Origin of the sequence: Cellulosimicrobium sp. SJTW-1, from assembly GCF_047716875.1 — a bacterium.
Lineage (GTDB): Bacteria > Actinomycetota > Actinomycetes > Actinomycetales > Cellulomonadaceae > Cellulosimicrobium > Cellulosimicrobium funkei.
Genome location: NZ_CP136680.1, coordinates 3337485 through 3356718 on the forward strand (window position 1 = coordinate 3337485; position 19234 = coordinate 3356718).

The 19234-nt window shown below is 74.4% G+C and carries 13 protein-coding genes and 1 tRNA gene; 7 read left to right on the forward strand and 7 right to left on the reverse strand.

Annotated elements, in window-relative coordinates; genetic code table 11:
- Nucleotides 1-45: 45 nt before the first annotated feature.
- Both RSE42_RS14995 and RSE42_RS15000 read right to left on the reverse strand, forming a co-directional pair.
- Nucleotides 46-2502, reverse strand: a complete 2457-nt coding sequence (locus RSE42_RS14995; protein WP_415296896.1) for a GH36-type glycosyl hydrolase domain-containing protein — start codon at nucleotides 2500-2502, stop codon at nucleotides 46-48.
- A 65-nt stretch (nucleotides 2503-2567) separates the two neighbouring features.
- Complete coding sequence (locus RSE42_RS15000; protein WP_415296897.1) at nucleotides 2568-4808, reverse strand: NTP transferase domain-containing protein; 2241 nt, start codon at nucleotides 4806-4808, stop codon at nucleotides 2568-2570.
- A gap of 180 nt (nucleotides 4809-4988) precedes the next feature.
- Here RSE42_RS15000 and RSE42_RS15005 point away from each other — a divergent pair, with 180 nt between their 5' ends.
- Nucleotides 4989-5621, forward strand: coding sequence for a 5-formyltetrahydrofolate cyclo-ligase (locus RSE42_RS15005; protein ID WP_034654285.1), 633 nt, complete (start codon nucleotides 4989-4991; stop codon nucleotides 5619-5621).
- Between the two features lie 57 nt (nucleotides 5622-5678).
- On the opposite strand, the gene RSE42_RS15010 is transcribed toward RSE42_RS15005, so the two are convergent.
- Entirely contained in the window at nucleotides 5679-8222 is a 2544-nt protein-coding gene (locus RSE42_RS15010) for a penicillin acylase family protein (RefSeq protein WP_415298907.1), read from the reverse strand.
- 289 nt (nucleotides 8223-8511) lie between these two features.
- Here RSE42_RS15010 and RSE42_RS15015 point away from each other — a divergent pair, with 289 nt between their 5' ends.
- The 3 genes from RSE42_RS15015 to mscL all read left to right on the forward strand — a co-directional run bounded on the left by RSE42_RS15015 (nucleotide 8512) and on the right by mscL (nucleotide 10354).
- On the forward strand, nucleotides 8512-8826 hold the full coding sequence (locus tag RSE42_RS15015; RefSeq protein WP_034654287.1) for an FmdB family zinc ribbon protein: 315 nt from the start codon (nucleotides 8512-8514) through the stop codon (nucleotides 8824-8826).
- Nucleotides 8827-9009: 183 nt separating this feature from the next.
- Nucleotides 9010-9735: an SAF domain-containing protein gene (locus RSE42_RS15020; protein ID WP_085388671.1), complete on the forward strand. Its 726-nt coding sequence runs from the start codon at nucleotides 9010-9012 to the stop codon at nucleotides 9733-9735.
- Between the two features lie 130 nt (nucleotides 9736-9865).
- Complete coding sequence (mscL, locus tag RSE42_RS15025) at nucleotides 9866-10354, forward strand: large conductance mechanosensitive channel protein MscL (protein ID WP_186325306.1); 489 nt, start codon at nucleotides 9866-9868, stop codon at nucleotides 10352-10354.
- 29 nt (nucleotides 10355-10383) lie between these two features.
- Here the strand turns inward: mscL and RSE42_RS15030 are convergent, their stop codons facing one another.
- Complete coding sequence (locus tag RSE42_RS15030) at nucleotides 10384-10644, reverse strand: hypothetical protein (RefSeq protein ID WP_144723056.1); 261 nt, start codon at nucleotides 10642-10644, stop codon at nucleotides 10384-10386.
- A 25-nt stretch (nucleotides 10645-10669) separates the two neighbouring features.
- Nucleotides 10670-14707: a hypothetical protein gene (locus RSE42_RS15035; RefSeq protein ID WP_415296900.1), complete on the reverse strand. Its 4038-nt coding sequence runs from the start codon at nucleotides 14705-14707 to the stop codon at nucleotides 10670-10672.
- A 771-nt stretch (nucleotides 14708-15478) separates the two neighbouring features.
- Here RSE42_RS15035 and RSE42_RS15040 point away from each other — a divergent pair.
- On the forward strand, nucleotides 15479-16537 hold the full coding sequence (locus RSE42_RS15040; RefSeq protein WP_043654257.1) for a hypothetical protein: 1059 nt from the start codon (nucleotides 15479-15481) through the stop codon (nucleotides 16535-16537).
- An 87-nt stretch (nucleotides 16538-16624) separates the two neighbouring features.
- Here the strand turns inward: RSE42_RS15040 and RSE42_RS15045 are convergent, their stop codons facing one another.
- Complete coding sequence (locus RSE42_RS15045) at nucleotides 16625-17254, reverse strand: PAS and ANTAR domain-containing protein (RefSeq protein ID WP_051028106.1); 630 nt, start codon at nucleotides 17252-17254, stop codon at nucleotides 16625-16627.
- Nucleotides 17255-17538: 284 nt separating this feature from the next.
- Between RSE42_RS15045 and arr the strand changes: the two genes are divergently transcribed.
- Nucleotides 17539-17949, forward strand: coding sequence for an NAD(+)--rifampin ADP-ribosyltransferase (gene arr / locus RSE42_RS15050; RefSeq protein WP_034654306.1), 411 nt, complete (start codon nucleotides 17539-17541; stop codon nucleotides 17947-17949).
- Between the two features lie 96 nt (nucleotides 17950-18045).
- On the opposite strand, the gene RSE42_RS15055 is transcribed toward arr, so the two are convergent.
- A tRNA-Arg gene (locus RSE42_RS15055) sits at nucleotides 18046-18118 on the reverse strand.
- A 104-nt stretch (nucleotides 18119-18222) separates the two neighbouring features.
- Here RSE42_RS15055 and RSE42_RS15060 point away from each other — a divergent pair.
- Nucleotides 18223-19227, forward strand: coding sequence for a nucleoside hydrolase (locus RSE42_RS15060; RefSeq protein ID WP_081599961.1), 1005 nt, complete (start codon nucleotides 18223-18225; stop codon nucleotides 19225-19227).
- Nucleotides 19228-19234: the final 7 nt, after the last annotated feature.

Genomic DNA, 19234 nt, shown 5'->3' on the forward strand with positions numbered 1-19234 from the left:
CACCCGGTGGTGTCCCCGTGCTCAGACCCCTGCTCAGCCCCGTCCTCAGCCCAGCGTGACGACGACCTTCGCCTCCGTGCCCGCGGGCAGCGCCGGGATCGGGGTCGCCGGGTCGTGCTCGACGCCGTCGACCGTCACCGAGCGCACGCCCTTCGACACGTGGTCCGGGTTGCGGACCTCGATGTCGTAGACGGCGCCGCGCCACTCGCGACGCACCTCGAACCCGTCCCAGTCCTTCGGGATCGACGGGTCGACGACCAGGCCGTCGAGCGCGAGGCGGACGCCGAGCACGTACTTGGTCACGGCGGTGTACATCCAGCCGGCCGTGCCCGTGAGCCACGGGTTCTGCGCCTTGCCGAACCACTCGTGGTCGCGGCCGTAGAGGAACTGGACGTACGCGTACGGCTCCGCCCCGCGGACCTCGATGTTGTCGTTCTGGTGGTACGGCAGGATCGCGTCGTAGAACTGCACCGCCTCGTCGCCGCGGCCCAGGATCGCCTCGGCGATGATCGGCCACGCGTTCGGGTGGGAGAAGATCGCGGCGTTCTCTTTGATACCCGGGTACACGCGCGTCACGAAGCCGACCGTGTCGTCGACCTTCGTGAACGCCGGCCAGTTGAGGTGGTTGCCGTACTCGGAGCCGAGGAGCTCGCGCACCGCGTCCATCGACGCCTCGCCGCGCTCCTGGCTCGTGATGCCCGCGATGACGGGCCAGGCCTGGTGCTCGAGGAAGATCTTGCCCTCGTCGTTCTGCGCCGAGCCGATCTTCACGCCGTCGCGCGTGTAGCCGCGGATCCACCAGCGCCCGTCCCAGAGCTGCGCGTCCGCGACCTTCGCGATGCGCTCGCGCTCCGCCGTGAACCGGACGACGTCCGCCTCGGCGCGCTCGTCGCCCGCCGCCGCGAGCGGCTCCGCGACCTCGAGGAACGCGCCGATCGCCCACGCGTGGAGGAAGGTCACGAGCGACGTCTCGCCGCCGCCGAGGTTGAGGCAGTCGTTCCAGTCGGCGCGCAGGCCGAGCGCGACGCCGTTCTGGCCCACCTGCTCGGCGGAGAACTCGAGCGCGCGGACGAGGTGGTCGTAGACGGTCGCGGGCGTGCCCTCGGCGAACGGGATCTCCAGGTCGAGGAACGCGCGGTCGCCCGTCTCCTTGACGTACTCCACGACCGACGGCACGAGCCACAGGTGGTCGTCGGAGCACGTGTCCTCGAGGCCGTGGATGAGGTCCTTCAGGTCGACCGTCGGGACGATCGTCGGCGACGGGACGTCGGGCAGCTTCTCCGCGTCGGGGTCGAACGCCTTGGGGTCGAACAGGTGCAGGCCGTAGCCGGCCTCCGTCTGGGCCCGCAGGAGCTCGACGATGCGCTGCCGCGTCTTCGTCGGGTTCGAGTGGATGACGCTCATGACGTCCTGCGCCGTGTCCCGGTAGCCGAGCCCGGCGCGCCCGCCCACCTCGACGAACGACGCGAACCGCGACCACACGACGCACGTCTCCGCCTGGAGCAGCGTCCACGCGTTGATCATCGTGTTCATGCCCTCGTGGGGCGTGCGGATGCGCAGCTTGTCCTGCTTGGCGCGCCAGTAGTCGCGCAGCCGCTCGCGCTCGTGGTCGACGGCCGCGACGTCCGAGTACTTCGCCTGGATCGCGCGACCGGCCGCGTCGCGCGAGCCGTAGCCGAGCATGAAGACGAGGCGCTTGGTCTCGCCCGGCGCGAGCGTCACCTTGTGCAGCAGCGCGCCGCAGTGGTTCTGCGTCGTCGCGCTCGCGTTCGAGCCCTCGCCCCGCTCGATCGCGAGCGGGTTGCTCTCGGTGCGGTACGGGCCGATGAAGCTGTCGCGCAGCGAGTCGTACGACGACGGCGTCTCGCTCGACGCGAAGTAGTGGTACGTCCAGGGCTCGTAGTAGAAGTCGTACTCGATGATCCCGTCCTCGTACGAGGAGCCGGACGCGTAGAGCGACATCTGCAGGTTCTGGTTGTCGATCGTGATCGTGTGGAACGAGAACTCCACGTACGACCCGACGGTGAGCTCGCGCACCTCGTCCGTCGTGTTGGTGACGCGCACGTCCCACAGCTCGACGTCGTCGTCGAGCGGGATGAAGACCGTCTGCTCGGCGTCGATGCCCTTGTACTCGGAGCGGAAGGTCGTGTAGCTCAGGCCGTGGCGCGTGGTCCAGCGCCCCGCGCCGCCGGCCGGGTCGAGCTCCTCGTCCGGGCCGACGAACGGCTTGCCGACCGGCTGCCAGGACACCGACCAGTAGTCGCCGTCCGCGTCGTCGCGCAGGTAGACGTAGTGACCGGGGCGGTCGAGCGGCACCCCGTTCTGGCGGAAGCGCGAGATGCGCCCGTACTGCGAGCTCTTGTAGTACGAGTACCCGCCGCCGTGGTGCGACAGGACCGTGCACATGTCCCGGGTGCCGAGGTAGTTCGTCCACGAGACGGGGACGTCGGGGCGCTCGACGACGTACTCGTCGTGCGCGGTGTCGAAGTGGCCGTAGCGCATCGTTGCTCTGGTTCCTGTCTGGGGTGGGGCTGGGTGCGGCGGGGTGCCGGGTGGGGGCGCGGGCGTCAGACGCCCGCGGTGACGAACCCCTGCAGCCACTCGAGGAGCTCGGCGGCCTTCTCGGGGGTGTCCGCCTCGACGAACATGCGCAGGACGGGCTCGGTCCCGGAGAACCGCAGGAGCGCCCAGTTGTCGTTCTCGAGGAGGATCTTGGTGCCGTCGAGGTGGGAGACCGAGACGACCGGGTACGGCCCGACGTGCGTGAGGGGCTGCGCCTCGAGCCGGCGCGGCACCTCGACGCGCATCTCCGGGGTGGCCGGCACGCCCGCCTCGAGCGTGTACAGGCGGCCGGTGATCTCGTAGAGCATCGCGCGCAGCTCGGAGATCCGCTTGCCCGTGCGCGCCAGCATCTCGGCCACGAGGGCGCACGCGAAGATGCCGTCCTTGCCGAGGATCCAGCCGCGGATCGTCAGGCCGCCGGACGACTCGCCGCCGAGCACGGCGCCGATCTCCGCCATGCCCGCGGTGACGTGCTTGAACCCGACCTTGACCTCGCGCGACTCCTCGCCGAAGTGCTCCGCGAGCCGGTCGAGCAGGTGCGTCGTCGCAAGGTTGCGCACCACGCCGCCCTTCTCCCCGCGGACCTCGTGCAGGTACCAGTACAGGAGGAGGAGCAGGTCGTTCGTCGAGATGTACTCGCCCGTCTCGTCGACGATCCCGATGCGGTCCGAGTCGCCGTCCGTCGCCATGCCGAGGTCGTAGCGGCCGCCGCCCTGCTGGATCATCGTCACGAGCGTGCTGAGGCGCTGGAGGTCCGGTGCCGGCGCGACGCCGCCGAACAGCGGGTTGTGCGCCGCGTGGATGAACTCCGACCGCACGCGCATGTCGGACAGGATAGTGCCGAGCGTGAGCTGGCTCGTGCCGTACATCGGGTCCACGACGACCTGCAGGTCCGAGCCGCGCACGGCCTCGACGTCGATGATCCGCTCGATCGCGTCGACGTACGGGTCCGTGAGCGACCGGTCGACGACGACGCCCGTGCGGCGGGCCACGTCGATGTCGAGCGTGATGACGTCGTCGACCGACAGCGCGTTCGCCTCGTCCTGGTAGCGGTCCGTCTCGTCGTCGAGCGGGAGCGAGCCGTCCTGGCGGAACACCTTCATGCCGTTCCACTCGGGCGGGTTGTGGCTCGAGGTGACGATGATGCCGTAGGCCGCCCCGAGGTAGGGCGCGGCGAAGGTCACGAGCGGGGTCGGGACGTCGTCGGGCAGGAGGGTCACCGCGATGTTGTTGCCCGCGAAGACCTCGGCCGCGGCGATGGCCGACTCGCGCGAGAGGAAGCGGCGGTCGCCGCCGATGACGACGCCCTTCCCGTCCAGCCCGCGGCGGATCGTCTCGTTCGCGATGGCCTGGCACAGCCGGCGCACGTTGGCGAGCGTGTAGCCCTCGCCGATGACCGCGCGCCAGCCGCCGGTGCCGAACACGATCTTCGTGTCCGTGTTCTTCTTCGGCACGAACAGGCGCTTGAGGACGATGTCCGCCGCCTGGGCGAGCTCGTCCGGGGTGTTGATGCCGCGGACCTCGTCCACGTCGACGATGCGGTACGACGAGATGCGCTTGCCCGCCCCGATGACGCGGCGCGCGAGCTCGGTGAGCCGGTGCTCGCCGTCGGCCGCCATGCGCTCGAGCTCGCCGAACAGCAGGCGGGGCGCCGCGACGTACGCGCCCACGTTGATCTCGGTGCGCGGCTCGGGCGCGGTGTCGGCGACCTCGGACGACTCGAGGATCGCCGTGATCTCGCCCCCGGCGCGGACCACGCGCCCGTAGCCGTCCGGGTCGTCCACGACGGCGGAGAGCAGCGACAGGTCCGCGCCCGTGAGGGTGTGGCGCGTCAGCAGCCCGAGCAGCGACTCGGAGCGCAGCAGCGGCGTGTCCGCGTAGGCGACGAGGACCGGCTCGTCGACGCCCGGGCCGAGCACCGACGCGATCGCCTCTCGCGCGGCGAGGACCGCGTCGCCCGTGCCGAGCGGTGACTCCTGCTCCACGTAGACGACGTCCTCGCCGAGCAGCTCGCGCACGGTCGGGTCGTCGGGCGACACGACCACGACGATGCGGCCCGCGTCGACGACGCGGCGGACGTTCGCGACCGCCAGCTCGACGACCGTCGCGTCGCCGAGCGGCCGCGACAGGAGCTCGCGCGACGCGTCGTCGTGGCCCGCGGCGAGCACGACGGCGGCGCGGCCCGTCCTCGGGTGGGCGCCCCCTCGCGGGGTGGTCGCGGTGGGGTTCGCGGTCGTCGCGGTCATGGCGTCCTCACTGTCGGCACCTCTGTCGGACGGCGACCCATTTGTCAGGAGTCCGAACTACTGGCTCCCTCCGATCATAGGCACCCCGGACGCGTGCACGGAACCCGCTCCGGGCGTCCGGGGCCGAAGGTCACCCGCGCGGCGTCGGCGCGGAGGCGCGCGCCGGGTGACAATAGGGACATGAGTGGCCCGGTCCAGCCATACCCCCTGCACGGAAGCATCGAAGCCGAGGACGCGAAGGAGATCCTCCGCAAGGCCATCCGCACCCACCGCCAGGCGCGGTCCGAGCGGCTCCGCAAGGAAGCGGACGCCGCCATCGCCGACGTCGTCGAGACCATCCCCGAGGTCGCCGCCGCCACGTGCGTCGCGACCTACGCCGCGCGTCCGGGCGAGCCGGGCACGTCGGCGATGCTCGAGCGTCTCGCCGCGCGCGGCGTCCGCCTGCTGCTGCCCGTGCTCGGCGCGGGGCTCCAGCGGGACTGGGCCGTCTACGACGGCCCCGCCGACCTCCAGGTCCGCGCACCCGGGCGACCTCCCGAGCCCGGCACCCCGACCCTGGGCCCGGAGGCGATCGCCGAGGCCGACGTCGTCGTCGCCCCCGCGCTCGCCGTCGACTCGCGCGGCGTCCGGCTCGGTCAGGGCGGCGGGTGGTACGACCGCGCGCTCGAGCACGTGCGTCCCGGCACCAAGGTCGTGGCCGTCGTGTTCCCGGAGGAGGTCTACGACGCGAGCGACCGACCGCTGCCGGTCGAGCCGCACGACCGCACGGTCGACGCCGTCGCGACGCCCCTGGGCTGGCGCTGGCTGCCGTAGCGGGCCGCGCCGTCCGCCACCGCGCCCGCGCACGGGGCGGCCGCGCCGGCGGCTCCGCTACGGCACGAGGGTGAGCTCGTCCTTGCTCGCCTCGGCGACCGCCTCGGTGGAGAACGGCCACGCGTACGTCTCGCCGCGGGACCACGTCTTCAGCTGGTCCGCGTAGTGCTTCGACGCCGGGTGCCCGGAGGTGCCCGTGACGGTCACCCACGTCGAGCGGTCGAGGTCGCCGAGGTCGACGACCATGCGCATCGACGGCCCGGCCGTCACGTCGAAGGACCCGGACGCGGCGTCCCACGCGGTCGCGTTGACGATCGACGAGCCGCCCGGCATGCCGACCGGGGTGGGGTTGACGTAGTCCCGCACCGGTCCCGGGACCGACTCGCCGCCCAGCACGGGGTGCTTGAGGGCGAGCACGTGGATCTTGCCCCACGCCCAGTCCGACGGCTGCTTGCTCTGCTCGACGGTGAGGTCGAGGCGCGCGGAGACGAGCGCCTGCGTGAGCACCTCGTCGCGCGTCTCGACGACGCTGACCGTCTGGCGGTCGTCCCAGAACGGGTCGGTCGGGTTCTCCAGGAGGTTCTGCACGACGGCGAGCCAGCGGCTGCCACCACCCGGGCGCGCCGACTCGGGCAGGTCGTCCCAGAACGTGAGCTGGAGCAGGTTCCGCCACACGGCCGCGAAGTACGCCGCCGCGGCGGAGTCGGTGTCGGTCCGGTAGTCCCAGTCCGCGAGGAGCTGCTGGCCCTCGGCGGCGAAGTCGTCGTCGATCTCCTGCTCGAGCAGGGGCTGCACGAGCACCTCGGCGTACGGGCTGCGGTCGTCGACCTGGACCTCGTTCATCGTGTCGACGTCCACGGTGCGCCCGGCCGAGATCTCGGCCTCGAGGAGCTGGCGGATGCGCTGCGAGCGGTACCCGTAGTCCCAGTCGGTCGTGAGGAACGGCGCGACGCCGTCCGGCAGCACGGCCTGGTTGGCGGCCACGATGAAGCCCTCGGCCGGGTCCACGACGCGCGGCATCTGCTCGCTGGGGACGTAGCCCTGCCAGTCGTAGCGCTCGTCGGAGCCGTCGCGCGGCCACGTGCCGTCGGAGGGCACCTCGGCGTCGGGGACCGCCTGTCGCACGGGGATCTTCCCGGGCGCCTGGTAGCCGATGTGGCCGTCCGCGGTCGCGAAGACGATGTTCTGGGCCGGCACCTCGAAGAGCGCGGCGGCCGCCTGCATGTCCTCGGCGTCCTGCGCGAGGTTGAACGCGAAGACGGCGTCGGCGGTGCGGCCCGGCTCGAGCGCGGTCCACTGGAGCGCGACGGCGTACTCCCCCAGCCGCGTGTCCAGCGCGGGCGTGTCGACGGCCGCGTCCGTCGCCGGGATCGCCTCGGAGACGATCGGCCCGTGGAGCGTCGAGCGGACCTCGATCTCGATGTCGTCGCCCCCGGCGACGCGCAGCGTCTCGGTGCGGGTCTCCAGCGGGACCCACTCGTCGCCGCGCAGGTACGTGTCGTCGCGCACGCGCTCGACGAAGAAGTCGGTGACGTCGGCGCCCATGTTCGTCAGGCCCCAGGCGAGCTGGGCGTTGTGGCCGATGACGACGCCGGGGAAGCCGGCGAACGAGAAGCCCGCGACGTCGAACCCGCACGCCGGGGAGACCTCGTTGCAGTGCAGCCCCACCTGCGCCCAGATGCCGGGCGCCCCGAGGGCGAGGTGCGGGTCGTTCGCGAGGATCGGCTTGCCCGACGCCGTGTGCTCGCCGGAGACGACCCACGAGTTCGAGCCGGTGCCCTCGCCGCGCCCGATGAGCACGGGGACGGCGCCGAGCGCGCGGTCCGCGGCCTCGAGCGCGGCCTGGAGGTGGTCGGAGCCGTACTCGGCGCGGGCCTGCGGGCCCAGGTCGAGGGCGACCTCCTGCGGGTTCTCGAGCTCGCCGGGGTCGAGGATCGGCGCGTTGAGCTCGGACGGGTAGGCGGGGAACAGCTCCGCGACGCGCGCCGTGTCCTGGAGCGTGCCGTAGGCCAGCGCGCGGTCGAGCTCGTCGTCGTAGTTGCCGCGCAGGTCCCAGGCCATCGCCTTGAGCCACGCGAGCGAGTCGACCGGGTCCCAGGGCTCGGGCTCGGCGACGTCGACCTGCAGCCCGAGCACCGTGTACTCGAGCGCGATCTCCGACGGGCTGCGGTCCTCCAGGTAGGCGTTCACGCCCTCCGCGTACGCCTGGAGGTACGCCTTCGTCTCGGGGGAGACGACGTCCCACTCCTCCTCCGCGACCTGGCGCCAGCCGAACGTGCGCGTCACGGTGTCGGCGGCGATGGCGTCCGGGTTGTCGCCGACGAGCTCGGCGAGCCGCCCCGACGTGACGTGCCGGCGGTAGTCCATCTCGAAGAAGCGGTCCTGCGCCTGGACGTAGCCCTGGGCGCGGAAGAGGTCCTCGGGGGTGTCGGCGTAGATCTGCGGCACACCCTGGGCGTCGCGCAGCACGGTCACCTCGCTGCCGAGGCCGGGCACGGAGATCTCGCCGGACGCCTGCGGGAGCGGGCGCCGGACGGTGACCACGACGAACGCGGCACCCGCGACGAGCGCGACGACGAGCAGCGCCGCCACGCCGATCAGGACGCGCCGGCGCGCGGACCGGCGACGACGCCGCGGCGGGGCCGCGGCCTCGCCCGGGGTCGCGGGGTCGGCACCGGTGGCGGGGTCACCGGCGGGGGCCTCGGCGGGTTCGTGCGCAGACACGGATGCGAGACTACCCCGGCCCTGCCCGGGCGCCGGTCCGCGTATGATTAGCACTCGGAAGTTTCGAGTGCCAGGCGGTGTTGACACCGTCGACCAGGCCGAGACCGTCCCGATCCCGACCCGCCGGTGGCCGCCTCGACGGCCGTCTCGTGAACGAGGAGAACCCGTGCCCACCTACGCCTACACCTGCACCGCCTGCGGTCACGCCTTCGACATCCACCAGTCGTTCAGCGACGACGCCCTCACGGTGTGCCCCGAGTGCTCGGGCCGCCTGCGCAAGGTGTTCTCCTCCGTGGGCGTGACGTTCAAGGGTTCCGGCTTCTACCGCACGGACTCGCGGTCCGGCGGGAAGACGTCGACGGCGCCCGCCGCCTCGACGTCCAGCACGTCCTCGTCCTCGTCGTCGTCGGCGGGGTCGTCCTCGTCGTCGGGCGGCACGGGCTCGGGCGGCGCGTCGAGCAGCTCTGCCGCGTCGTCCTGACCTGACGCGGCGCCGTCGGGTCGCTCTCCCCTGACGCGCCCGGGCTCCGTCGTGGCACCGCACCGGTGCGCGGCCGACCACAGCGGGTCGGTCGGCTCACGGTGCGCGGCCCGCGTGCCGCGTCGTCCACAGACCGCCGCGCACCGCGGCCACCGGCTCGCCGCGCGCGGCTACGGTCGCGCCATGCCTCGCTCCTCCCGCCCGCCCGACCCGTCAGCCCACCCCGGCCGCGCCGCCGCCCGACGGCGGCTGCTGCACGGCCTGTGGTGGCGGTCCCGGTTCGTGGTCGCCGCGCTGTGCTGCGGGCTCGCCGCGTCGGTCGTCGTCGGTGCGCTGCGGCCCCCACCCCCGCCGACGGCTCCCGCCGTCGTGACGGCCCGCGCCGTGCCGCCCGGCACCACGCTCGCGGCACCCGACGTGCGGGTGGACCACGTCCCGGCCTCCCTCCTGCCCGCCGGGGCACCGGCCCGGGCCGACGACGTCGTCGGACGCCGCGCGACCGTCGCCCTGCCGGAGGGCACGCTCCTCCAGGACGGCCTCGTCGGCGGAGGAGAGCTCGCCGCCGGGGCGCCCGACGGGACCGTGGTCGCCCCCGTCCGGCTCGACCCGGGCGTCGCCGCGCTCCTCGAGCCGGGCGACCGCGTCGACCTGCTGGCCGCGGGCGACCCCGCGCTCGCCCCGGCACCCACGGAACCCGCGGAGACGGGGTCCGCTCCCCCGGACGACCCGTACCTGGCCCGCGCCGCGGTCGTCGTGCCGGCACCCGAGCCCGACGACGGCGGCGGCCTGCTCGGCACCGGTGGGTCAGGCTCCGACGTCGTGACCCTCGTCGCGGTGCGCCCCGAGGAGGCCGTCCGGCTGGCGGCGCGGTCCGGGCACGCCCCGGTCACGGCCGTCCTGGTCCCGTGACGACTCCGTGAGACCGCCGACCCGCCGGGCGAAGCCGTTGCCGGTCGCCGCGCCCGTTGGCAGGATCACGCGTGCACGTGTCGTGGCGCCGCCGCCACGCGTGCCCGTCGACAGGAGAGGGAAGCAGCACATGAAGGGCGTGTTCCAAGGGTTCAAGGAGTTCGTGCTCCGCGGCAACGCGATCGACCTGGCGGTCGGCGTCGTCATCGGGGCCGCGTTCTCCGGGGTCGTCACGGCGATCGTCGAGGACTTCATCAACCCCCTCATCGGGGCGATCTTCGGCAAGCCCGACCTCACCGGCCTGTGGGACATCACGCTGCGCGCGGGGAACGAGGCGAAGGACATCCCGCCCTCCGTCATCTCCGTCGGCGGGGTCCTCAACGCGATCCTCCAGTTCCTCATCATCGCCGTCGCCCTCTACTTCGTCATCGTCCTGCCGATGAACAAGCTCGCGGAGCGCCGCAAGAAGGACGAGGAGCCCGAGCCCGAGGCACCTGCCGAGGACGTGCGCGTGCTCCAGGAGATCCGCGACCTTCTCGCCGCCCAGGCCGGCAGCGGCCCCGGCGCGGCGCCCGGCGGGACGACGCCCGGCGGGCCGACGCCCCCGCGGCACCTCTGACGCCGCTCAGCCGGTCGCCCGGCGAGCCGTCAGTGGCGCCCGTAGTGGGGCGGCACGTCGCCCAGCAGGCGGTCGTCGTTCTCGCCCGGCACGCCGCGGCGGGGGGCTGACTCGTCGCCCCAGCCCTCGGCCCGCTCGTCGGCGCTCGTGCCGGGCACCACCGTGCTCTCGGTCCCCCGCCGCACGGCCCGCCGCGGACGCCGACGGCGCCCGGCCTCGGGCTCGGGACGGTCGCGCCCGTCGTCGGGTAGGTGCGACGGGTTGGGGCTCGGGTCGGCGGTCGTGCTCACGCGTCCCATGGTCCCACCGGCGGGGTTACAGGTCCTCGTCGCCGTGCTGCTCGTCGTCGTCGATCACCGGCACGACGACGATCCGGTCGCCCCCGCCCGTCTGCGCGACGCCGCCCGTCTCCGGGAGCCGCGCGTCGCGCACGGCCTGCACGACCCGCCGGATGCGCTCGGCCTCCTTGGCGGGGTCGAGGAACGCGGCGGCGGACCAGACCTGCGCGACCGTCCAGCCGATGCGCTCGAGCCGCTCGGCGACCTGCCGGTCGCGCACGCGGACGCTGCGCTCGGCGACGTAGGCCGCGTCGTCGGTGAGGACGGCGACGAGGAGCTCGCCGGGCAGGTCCGGGTGGCCGACGACGAGCGGGATGCGGTCGCCGTCGCCGATGCCGTAGTCGGTCTCGACGACGAGCCCCGCGCGCCAGAGCCGCTCGGCGAGGTCCAGGACGAGCCGGTCGGGGCTGCCGCCGAGGTCGACGCCGTTGCCCAGCGTGACCTGGTCGGCGGCGCCGCTGCGCTGCTCGGCCAGGTCGAGCACCTCGGCGAGCAGCCGGGCGCCCGCGCCGCGCAGTCGCTCCGGGTCGAGGTCGCCCGCCGTGAAGCACGAGACGACGTGGAGACGCCGGCGTGTCGCCCCGACGGCGTCGAGCAGCATGGCCTCGGCGCCCGGGGTGTTGAGGATGCCGAACCGGTGCAGCACGCGGCCGTGCGGGGTCTTCCCGAAGCCGACGGACAGCACGATCGTGTCGCGCACGAGCCCGGCGACGCCGGAGACGTCCGCGACGACGACCGGCTCCGCGCGGGCGCCGGAGAAGAACCCGGCGAGCGCCGGGTTCTGCCGGACCTCGACGAGGAGCGCGTCGCGGATGCGGTCGGCGTGCAGGGGCGTGACGGTGACGATCGCGAGGGACTCGTCCGGCCGGGTGAGCGCGTGCTCGATCGCGACCTCGACGACGCGGTCGACCTCGGCCTGCGTGCTCTCGACCGCGCCGGACGCCGTGTCGGGCATCCCGGCGCCGTCGACGACGTCGAGCTGGACGAGGACCTCCGCGCGCGGCAGCGGCGACGGGCGCAGGACGCCCGCGTAGCCGTGCTCGGCGAGGAACGTGGTGACGAACGGGTCGCGTCGCGAGCCGTCGGCGAGCAGCGCGACCGTGGGCAGGAGCTCGGCGAGCTCGCGCACGGTGTCCGTGGACGCCGCCCGCGGGTCGCCGACGGCGACGACCTGGCGCCCGCGCGCGAGCGCCGACAGCACGAGCTCGACGGGCGTGTGCTCGATCGCGTCGAGCACCACGAGGTCGACGGTGCGGGTCGCCGGCACGAGGTGCGGGACGAGCGTCGGCGTGGCGACGAGCACGGGGCGCAGCCGGCGCAGCACGGCCGGGTGCTGCTCCGCCGTCTCGCGCAGGCTCACGAGCCGCCCTTCGAGCAGCTCGGTGAAGAGGGCCTCCGCCTCGTCACGGTGCTCGCGCATCGCGGTCCCGAGGTGGTCGCGGACCGCCGCCCGGACGGGCGCCGCGAGGGACGCGACGTGCGCGCGGTCGAGCTCGCGGAACCGGCGCGCGAGCGCGTCGAGGCCCGCGCCGTCCTGCCCGGCGAGCGCCTGGTCCTGCGCGAGGATCTGCTCGAACACCGAGCTCCACCAGGCGAGCTCCAGCTCGGGGCCCACCTCGTCGGGCTCGACGCGGCGCGCCGCGAGGTCGGTGAGGAGCTCGCCGAGGCCGAGGTCGGTGAGCCGGTGCTGGATCGCGGTCCGCGCCGGGAGCGCGTCGAGCGCGGCGGCGTCCTCCGCGAGCGCGTCGAGGCGGGCGGCGAGCGCGTCGAGCGGCGTGTCGAGCAGCCCGCCGCCCGCAGGCGTGCCCGCGAGCACCGGCTCCAGCTCCTCGGCGTCGATCCGGACGGCCTCGTGCGTGTCCTCGATGGCCGACAGCCCCTCGGGCAGCACGGGCCAGCCGCCACGGGGGCACTGCTCCTGCCAGACGGCGCGCTGCGCCTGGACCTCGACGAGCGCGGCGTGCAGGTCGGGCACGCGGACGCCCGGCCGCACCATGTCGCGTGCCTGACGGCGCAGCCGGCGACGCGCGAACCAGCCCATCTCGATCCCGTGCTGCTCGCGCCACTGCTTCGTCGCGGTGGCCTCCACCATGTCCTGCGCGGTGCGCTCGAAGATGAGCGGCTGGAACACGTCGAGCGTGCCCCGCATCCCGCCGAGCATGGTGAGCTGGTCGCCCCACTGGCGGAGCGTCGTCGCGGTCGTGAGCCCGGTGCGCTCCGCGACCTGCTCGACCTGCGCGCGCAGCTGCGGCAGCGTGTGGGCGCGCAGCCGCTCCACGCGCACGAGGGCGTCGTGCGCCTCCTGCGGCGTGGTGAGCGCCGCGCCGTACCAAGGGGTCGACGTCGCGCGGGCGGTGAAGGCGCCGAGCATCGCGGCCTCGCGCAGCTCGGCGGCGACCCGCTCGCGCTGCGGCCCGACGGCGAGCACGACCTCGGTCGTGAGCCGCACCCGCGTGTCCGGCGCCGGGCGCTCGGCGGTGAGCCGCGCGAGGGCCTGGAGCGCGTCGTACGCCGACACGCCCCACGGGTCGCGCACGAGGTGCAGCGCCTCGATGTACCCCGCGAGCCGGGCGCGTGCACCGAGCAGGGCGTCGCGCGTGCGCACGAGGTCGTCGTCCTCGACCGGCTCCGGCTCGGTCGCCATCGCGGCGAGCAGCCGGTGCGAGGCGGTCTCCCGCCACGTCGGCTCGGGGGCGACGTCGAGCGCGAGCCCGTCGAGGCCCAGCGCGTCGAGGCGGGCGAGGAGCGCGTCGGCGGCGCGACGGTGGCCCGGCACGTAGAGGACGTGGCGGCCCGACGCCGCGGCCTCGGCGACGACGGCGGCGAGCGTGCCCGCGACGTCGGACCCGGTGGGGGCGTCGACGAACAGGTGCGAGCCGCTCGCGAGGACGTCGACGACGTGCCGCTGGGACGGGTCGAGGTCGCCCGCGCCGCGCTCGAGCACGGGGTCGGCGTCGCCGACGCGCGGCGCCGGGAGGTCGGCCCGCAGCGCGGCGGCGGACCGCTCGTCCCCGGCGAGCGCCGCGACGACCTCGTGCCGCTCGAGCGCGGGCGCGAGCTCGTCGAGGTCGTCGACCAGCACCTGGCCCGGGTGCACGAACGTGCCGACGAGGACCCGGTGGGTGAGGTCGAAGTCGTCGAGGACCGCCTGCCCCAGGGCCGCGATCCGCCGGGTCGCGTCGCCCGGGTCGAAGCCCGCGCCGGTGAACGTGGACCGCGCCAGGGTCACGGGGTCGAGCAGCGCTCCGTGCGCACGGAGCGTGCGCGCGAGGAGCGGGTTGATCTCGGCGGTGGGCTCGAGCGTCAGCTCGTAGTCCGTCTCGCCGTCGCCGCGGGGCGTGACGGTGAGGGGGCGCAGCAGGACGGGCGCGCGCACCGTCCGGGGCGCGGGCTCCTCCTCGGGGCCCACCACGCCGTCGGACCGGTCGCCGGGGTGCGCGAGCTGGGTGTCCTCGGCGTCGGGTGCCGCCGCCGCGGGCTCCGGGTCCGTCAGGGCGCTCGCGTCCCCGTCGCCGGGCACCACCGTGGGCGCACGACCGGCGACGCGGGCGAGCGCGGCGACGTCGTCCTCGGCGAGAGGCGCCGTCGGGCTCTGGGTCCAGGTCGCGACGCCGATGGCGAGGTACGTCGGAGCGACGCCGTAGCGCTGCGCGTGCTCGGCGGCCCGCACCACGACGGCGCGCGCCCGGCGGCGGGCGGCGGGCAGGGAGCCGCCCTCGCGGAAGAGGTTCGACAACCGGGTCGGCCGTCCCGCGAAGAGCTGCGCGACGCCCGAGGGGTGCGCGGCGGTGAGGTCGACGACGGCGTCGCCGAGGAGGGAGACGTCGGCGAGCGACGACCCCCCGGCGAGCTCGACGAGCCCGGCGCGCCAGCGGGCGACCGCCTCCTCGACGAGGTCGGACGTCGTGGGCTCGGGCACGAGCACGGGGCGCGACGGCATCACGTCGGCGGCCTCGGCGTCGGGCCGGTCGGTCCCGCCGGGAGGGGTCGAGGGCAGCCGAGCAGGATCGGCCACGCTCCGGGCGGCTGAGCTGGTGCGGGCTGCGGCATTCACCCTCCGACGCTAACCGTCCGCCTCGCGCCGCTCGACGCGGCGCGCCGGGGAGGACGCGACCCGCTGCGCCGCACGGCGCCGGGTCGCGACCACGCCCGGGCGCGTGCCGCAGCAAAAACGACGAACGGCCCCGGATCACGAGAATTCGTGTTCCGAGGCCGTCGTTTCCGAGCGATTCCGAGATGTTCTCCCGGAGAAGCATGAAACAGCGCGCACCGCGCAGGGGGCAGGCGATGCGCGCTGTCGAGAACTATCTTGCACGGCGCGCGGCCCAGGCGTCAACACGGCTCGGGGGCTGGACGCACGACCACCCGGCGAGCCGCACAAACGCCTGAGAACGACCTGGACGGGCGTCCACCAGAAGGCGCGGCATTCCGCGGGTCTCAGGCCGCCGGCCCGCCGTCGCACCGTGTGGCGCGCATCACACGGCGCCCTGCTCGGCGGCCGCCGCACGATCACGACGACTCCCGGCAGGATACGACCCTCCCCGCCGTCCGGCGTACCAGGGGCGCTCTGGGGCCCGGCGGGTGCGGCGTCCGACGACCTGACCGGCGGCGTCACAGGATCTTCCCGGTTCCTCTGAGGGCCGGGCACGGCCCCCGTGAGCGAGGTCCACACGGACGTCCTACCGTGGAAGGACGCCCGTGGCCCGACGCCGGTCCCTGGCGCGCGGCCGTCACGGCCGGTGGCGGCGGGCGGACCAGCCCGCCGACGACCGGAAACCAGCACCACGTGACCACGCCCTCCGAGAACCCCCGCCTCGACCGCGACGCCCCGCGCGTCCCGCGCGACGAGCCCGGCCCCGACGCCGGACACCCCGCGGGACGCACCACCGCGGAGCCGGCTCCCGAGAAGGAGCGCGAGGCCCCGGCCCGCCTCTCGCTCACCCAGGTCATCGCCAGCGCCCTCGCCGCGGTGAGCACCACCGTGCTCCTGTCCTACTTCGGGACCGCCGGGACGATCATCGGCGCCGGCATCGCCAGCGCGCTGACCGTCGTCGCGAACTACGTCTACACGCGCTCGATCCAGAAGACGCGCGAGCAGCTCGTGCCCGTCGTCGGCAAGGTCGTGCAGGCCACCGCAGGCACGGGCACCACCCGTACCCGCACCACCACGGCGGTCGCGTCGGTGCCTCGCGGGGCCGTCGAGCCCGACGCGCGGGCGGACAGCGTCGAGACGGCGGTGGCCACCGCGGTCGGCTCGGCAGGGGCCGACGGCGAGGCGGCCGGGGCGGCCGGGACGGACGACTCCGAGGGTGGGCAGAACCGCTGGCTGCGGCTCATCGACCGGTACGGGCGCGGCCGCGTGCTCACCGTGACGGCGCTCGCGCTGTTCGTCGCCGTGATGGGCGTGGTCCTCGTCGTCGAGCTCGTCCTCGGCAAGCCCCTCGCGGACGCCGTCCGCGGCGTCGAGGGGTCGGGCACGACGATCAGCCACCAGCGGACCCCGAGCACCGAGGACCCGACGACGCCGGCGCCCAGCACGCCCTCGCAGGGCCCCGCGACCGTGCCGACGCCGGGCCCGAGCCCCTCGCCGTCGACGACGCCGTCCGACGAGCCGTCCAGCACGCCCACGCCCACCCCGGAGCCGACCGTGGACCCCACCCCCGACCCGACGACGCCGGAGGAACCCGCCCCGACGCCCTCGACGGGCCCGGGCGAGGGGGCCGGGGGCACCGGCGGCGGTACCGAGTCCGAGGCGGAGACCGGCACGGGCGACGGGAGCACCGGGACCGCGCCGACGCCGTCGACGCCCGGTAGCGCGCCCGCCCCGACGCCCGCGTCGGCCTAGCCGGACCGGGGGCGACCCGACCGCGTCCGCACGCGCGAGAGCCCCGCAGTCCCGTCCGGGAGTGCGGGGCTCTACCGTCTGCGGCGCCTACCGCAGGATCGCGTCGATGCGCTCGGCGCAGTCCCCGCCGGCGCGTCCCGCCTCGTCGACGACGACGGACGCGAGCTCGCGCAGGCGGACGTTCTTGTCGTTCGAGACCTGCTTGAGGCGGGCGAACGCCTCGTCGGCGCTCACGCCGTGCGCGGCGATGAGGATGCCCTTGGCCTGCTCGATCGGGCCACGACCCTCGGCCGCCGCGGTGATGTCCCGGCGCGCACGCTCCTGCGCGCGCCCCGCGACCGTCGTCGTGATGTCGACGAAGTAGCCCAGCAGCTCGACGACCTCACCCGACTCGCGGTCCCGGCGCCCCTGCCCCACGAGGACGACGTACCGCTCGACGCCGTGGGCGTCCATGATGCGGTGCACGCTCGAGAAGGGCTCGCCCGTGGCCTCGGCGTGGTCGAGGACCGCACGGACGTGCTCGCGGTCGTCGGGATGCTTGTGCGCCAGGACGAGCTCGGTGGTCGGCACCACGTCGCCCGGCTCGAACCCGTGGACCCGGTACGTCTCCGACGACCACCACCAGGTGCCGGTCTTCAGGTCGAGGCGGTACTGGCCGATCTTCTGGCCCGTCTCGCGGGTCAGGGATGGGTCGATGGCATGGTCGTCTACGGACATGTCGGTGCTCCGTCTTCTCCAGAGGATGAGGAGCCAGGTCCAGACTCAACCCTTCGACCGTACTCCCGAACCGTGAAGTCCGACAGGTGGCGAGCACGGGGAGACGGTTCTTAGGGTGTCCTTGCGGCCGAGGTGCCGCAGGGGGCACCGGCCCGTGAAGAAGCCCGCAGCCGGTGCGCCTCTGACCGAGCAGTGCTCGGCCAGAGGCTGCCGCCCAGGCGGGCTCCGCGAGACGTCGCGCCGCAGGCACACGACCGGGCCCCCGGCCTGTCTACCTTGAGCGGGTGAACCACGTGCCGGACGAGGGACCGTTCTTCCACGGGACGAAGGCCGACCTGCGGGCAGGTGATCTGCTGACCGCGGGGTTCCGGTCGAACTACCGGCCCGAGATCGTCATGAACCACGTCTACTTCACCGCGCTCGTCGGCGGCGCCGCGCTCGCCGCCGAGCTGGCGGCCCGCGACGCCGCCCCGCGTGTCTACGAGGTCGAGCCGACCGGCCCGTTCGAGGACGACCCGAACGTCACCGACAAGAAGTTCCCGGGCAACCCCACGCGGTCCTACCGGAGCAGCGCGCCCCTGCGGGTGGTCCGTGAGGTCGCCGAGTGGCCACGCCTGAGCCCCGAGGAGCTCGCGAGCTGGCGCGCGCGCCTCGCGGCTCTGCGGACCGAGGAGCGCGGCGAGATCATCAACTGACCAGAGCGTGGTGCGGATGACGACCGGGCCGACGTCCCGCAGCACGCGCACACCTGCCAGGGTCGGTGACGGGCGTTCGACCTCTGTCCTGCTCGGTGCGCCTGGCCAGATTCGAACTGGCGACACCCGCTTTAGGAGAGCGGTGCTCTATCCCCTGAGCTACAGGCGCGTGGCCCCGGGTCAGGGCCGCAGCACAGCCTAGCCGTCACGGGCGCCCGGAGGCGAAGCGCCCTGGCGGCCGCCCCGGCCCCGGGGACGCGCGAGGATGGGTCGATGTCCGCTCACGTCCCGGCCCAGCCCGTCCCGCCGACCCCTGACTCCCGCACGACCCCGCCCCGCCGGATCGTCCTCGACTGCGACCCCGGCCACGACGACGCGATCGCGATGCTCCTCGCGCACGGGAGCCCCGCCGTCGACCTGGTCGCGGTGACCACGGTCGCCGGGAACCAGACGCTCGAGAAGGTGACGCGGAACGCGCTCGCGGTCGCGGAGCTCGCCGGGATCGACGTCCCGGTCGCGGCCGGGTGCGACCGTCCGCTCGTCCGGCCCCGGATCGTCGCGCCGGACATCCACGGCGACTCGGGCATGGACGGGCCGGTGCTGCCCGCCCCGCGGCGCGCCGTCGACGACCGGCACGCGGTGGACCTCATCATCGAGACGGTCCTGGCGGCCGAGCCGGGCGAGATCACGCTCGTGCCGACGGGCCCGCTGACGAACGTCGCGATGGCGGCGCGCAAGGAGCCGAGGATCGTGCCGCGCGTCCGCGAGGTCGTCCTCATGGGCGGCGGGTACCACGTGGGCAACCGGACGCCGGTCGCGGAGTTCAACGTCCTCGCGGACCCGGAGGCGGCGCACGTCGTGCTCACCGAGGCGTGGCCGGTGACGATGGTGGGTCTCGACCTCACGCACCAGGCCGTCGCGACGGCGGACGTGCGCGACGGCATCGCCGCGCTCGGCACCGCCCCGGCCCGATTCGTCGGCGAGCTGCTCGACTTCTACGGCACGACGTACCGCACCGCGCAGGGTTTCCCCTCCCCGCCCGTGCACGACCCGTGCGCGGTCGCGTACGTCGTCGACCCGTCGGTCATGACGACGCGCCGCGCGCCACTGGACGTCGAGCTGCACGGGGGCCTGACGACCGGCATGACCGTCGCCGACCTGCGCGGCGACGAGCCCGGCCCCGAGGAGTGCCGCACACAGGTCGCGGTCACCCTCGACCACGCCCGATTCTGGGACCTCGTGCTCGACGCGCTCGGGCGCGTCGGCGAGCCTGCCTGAGCCGGGT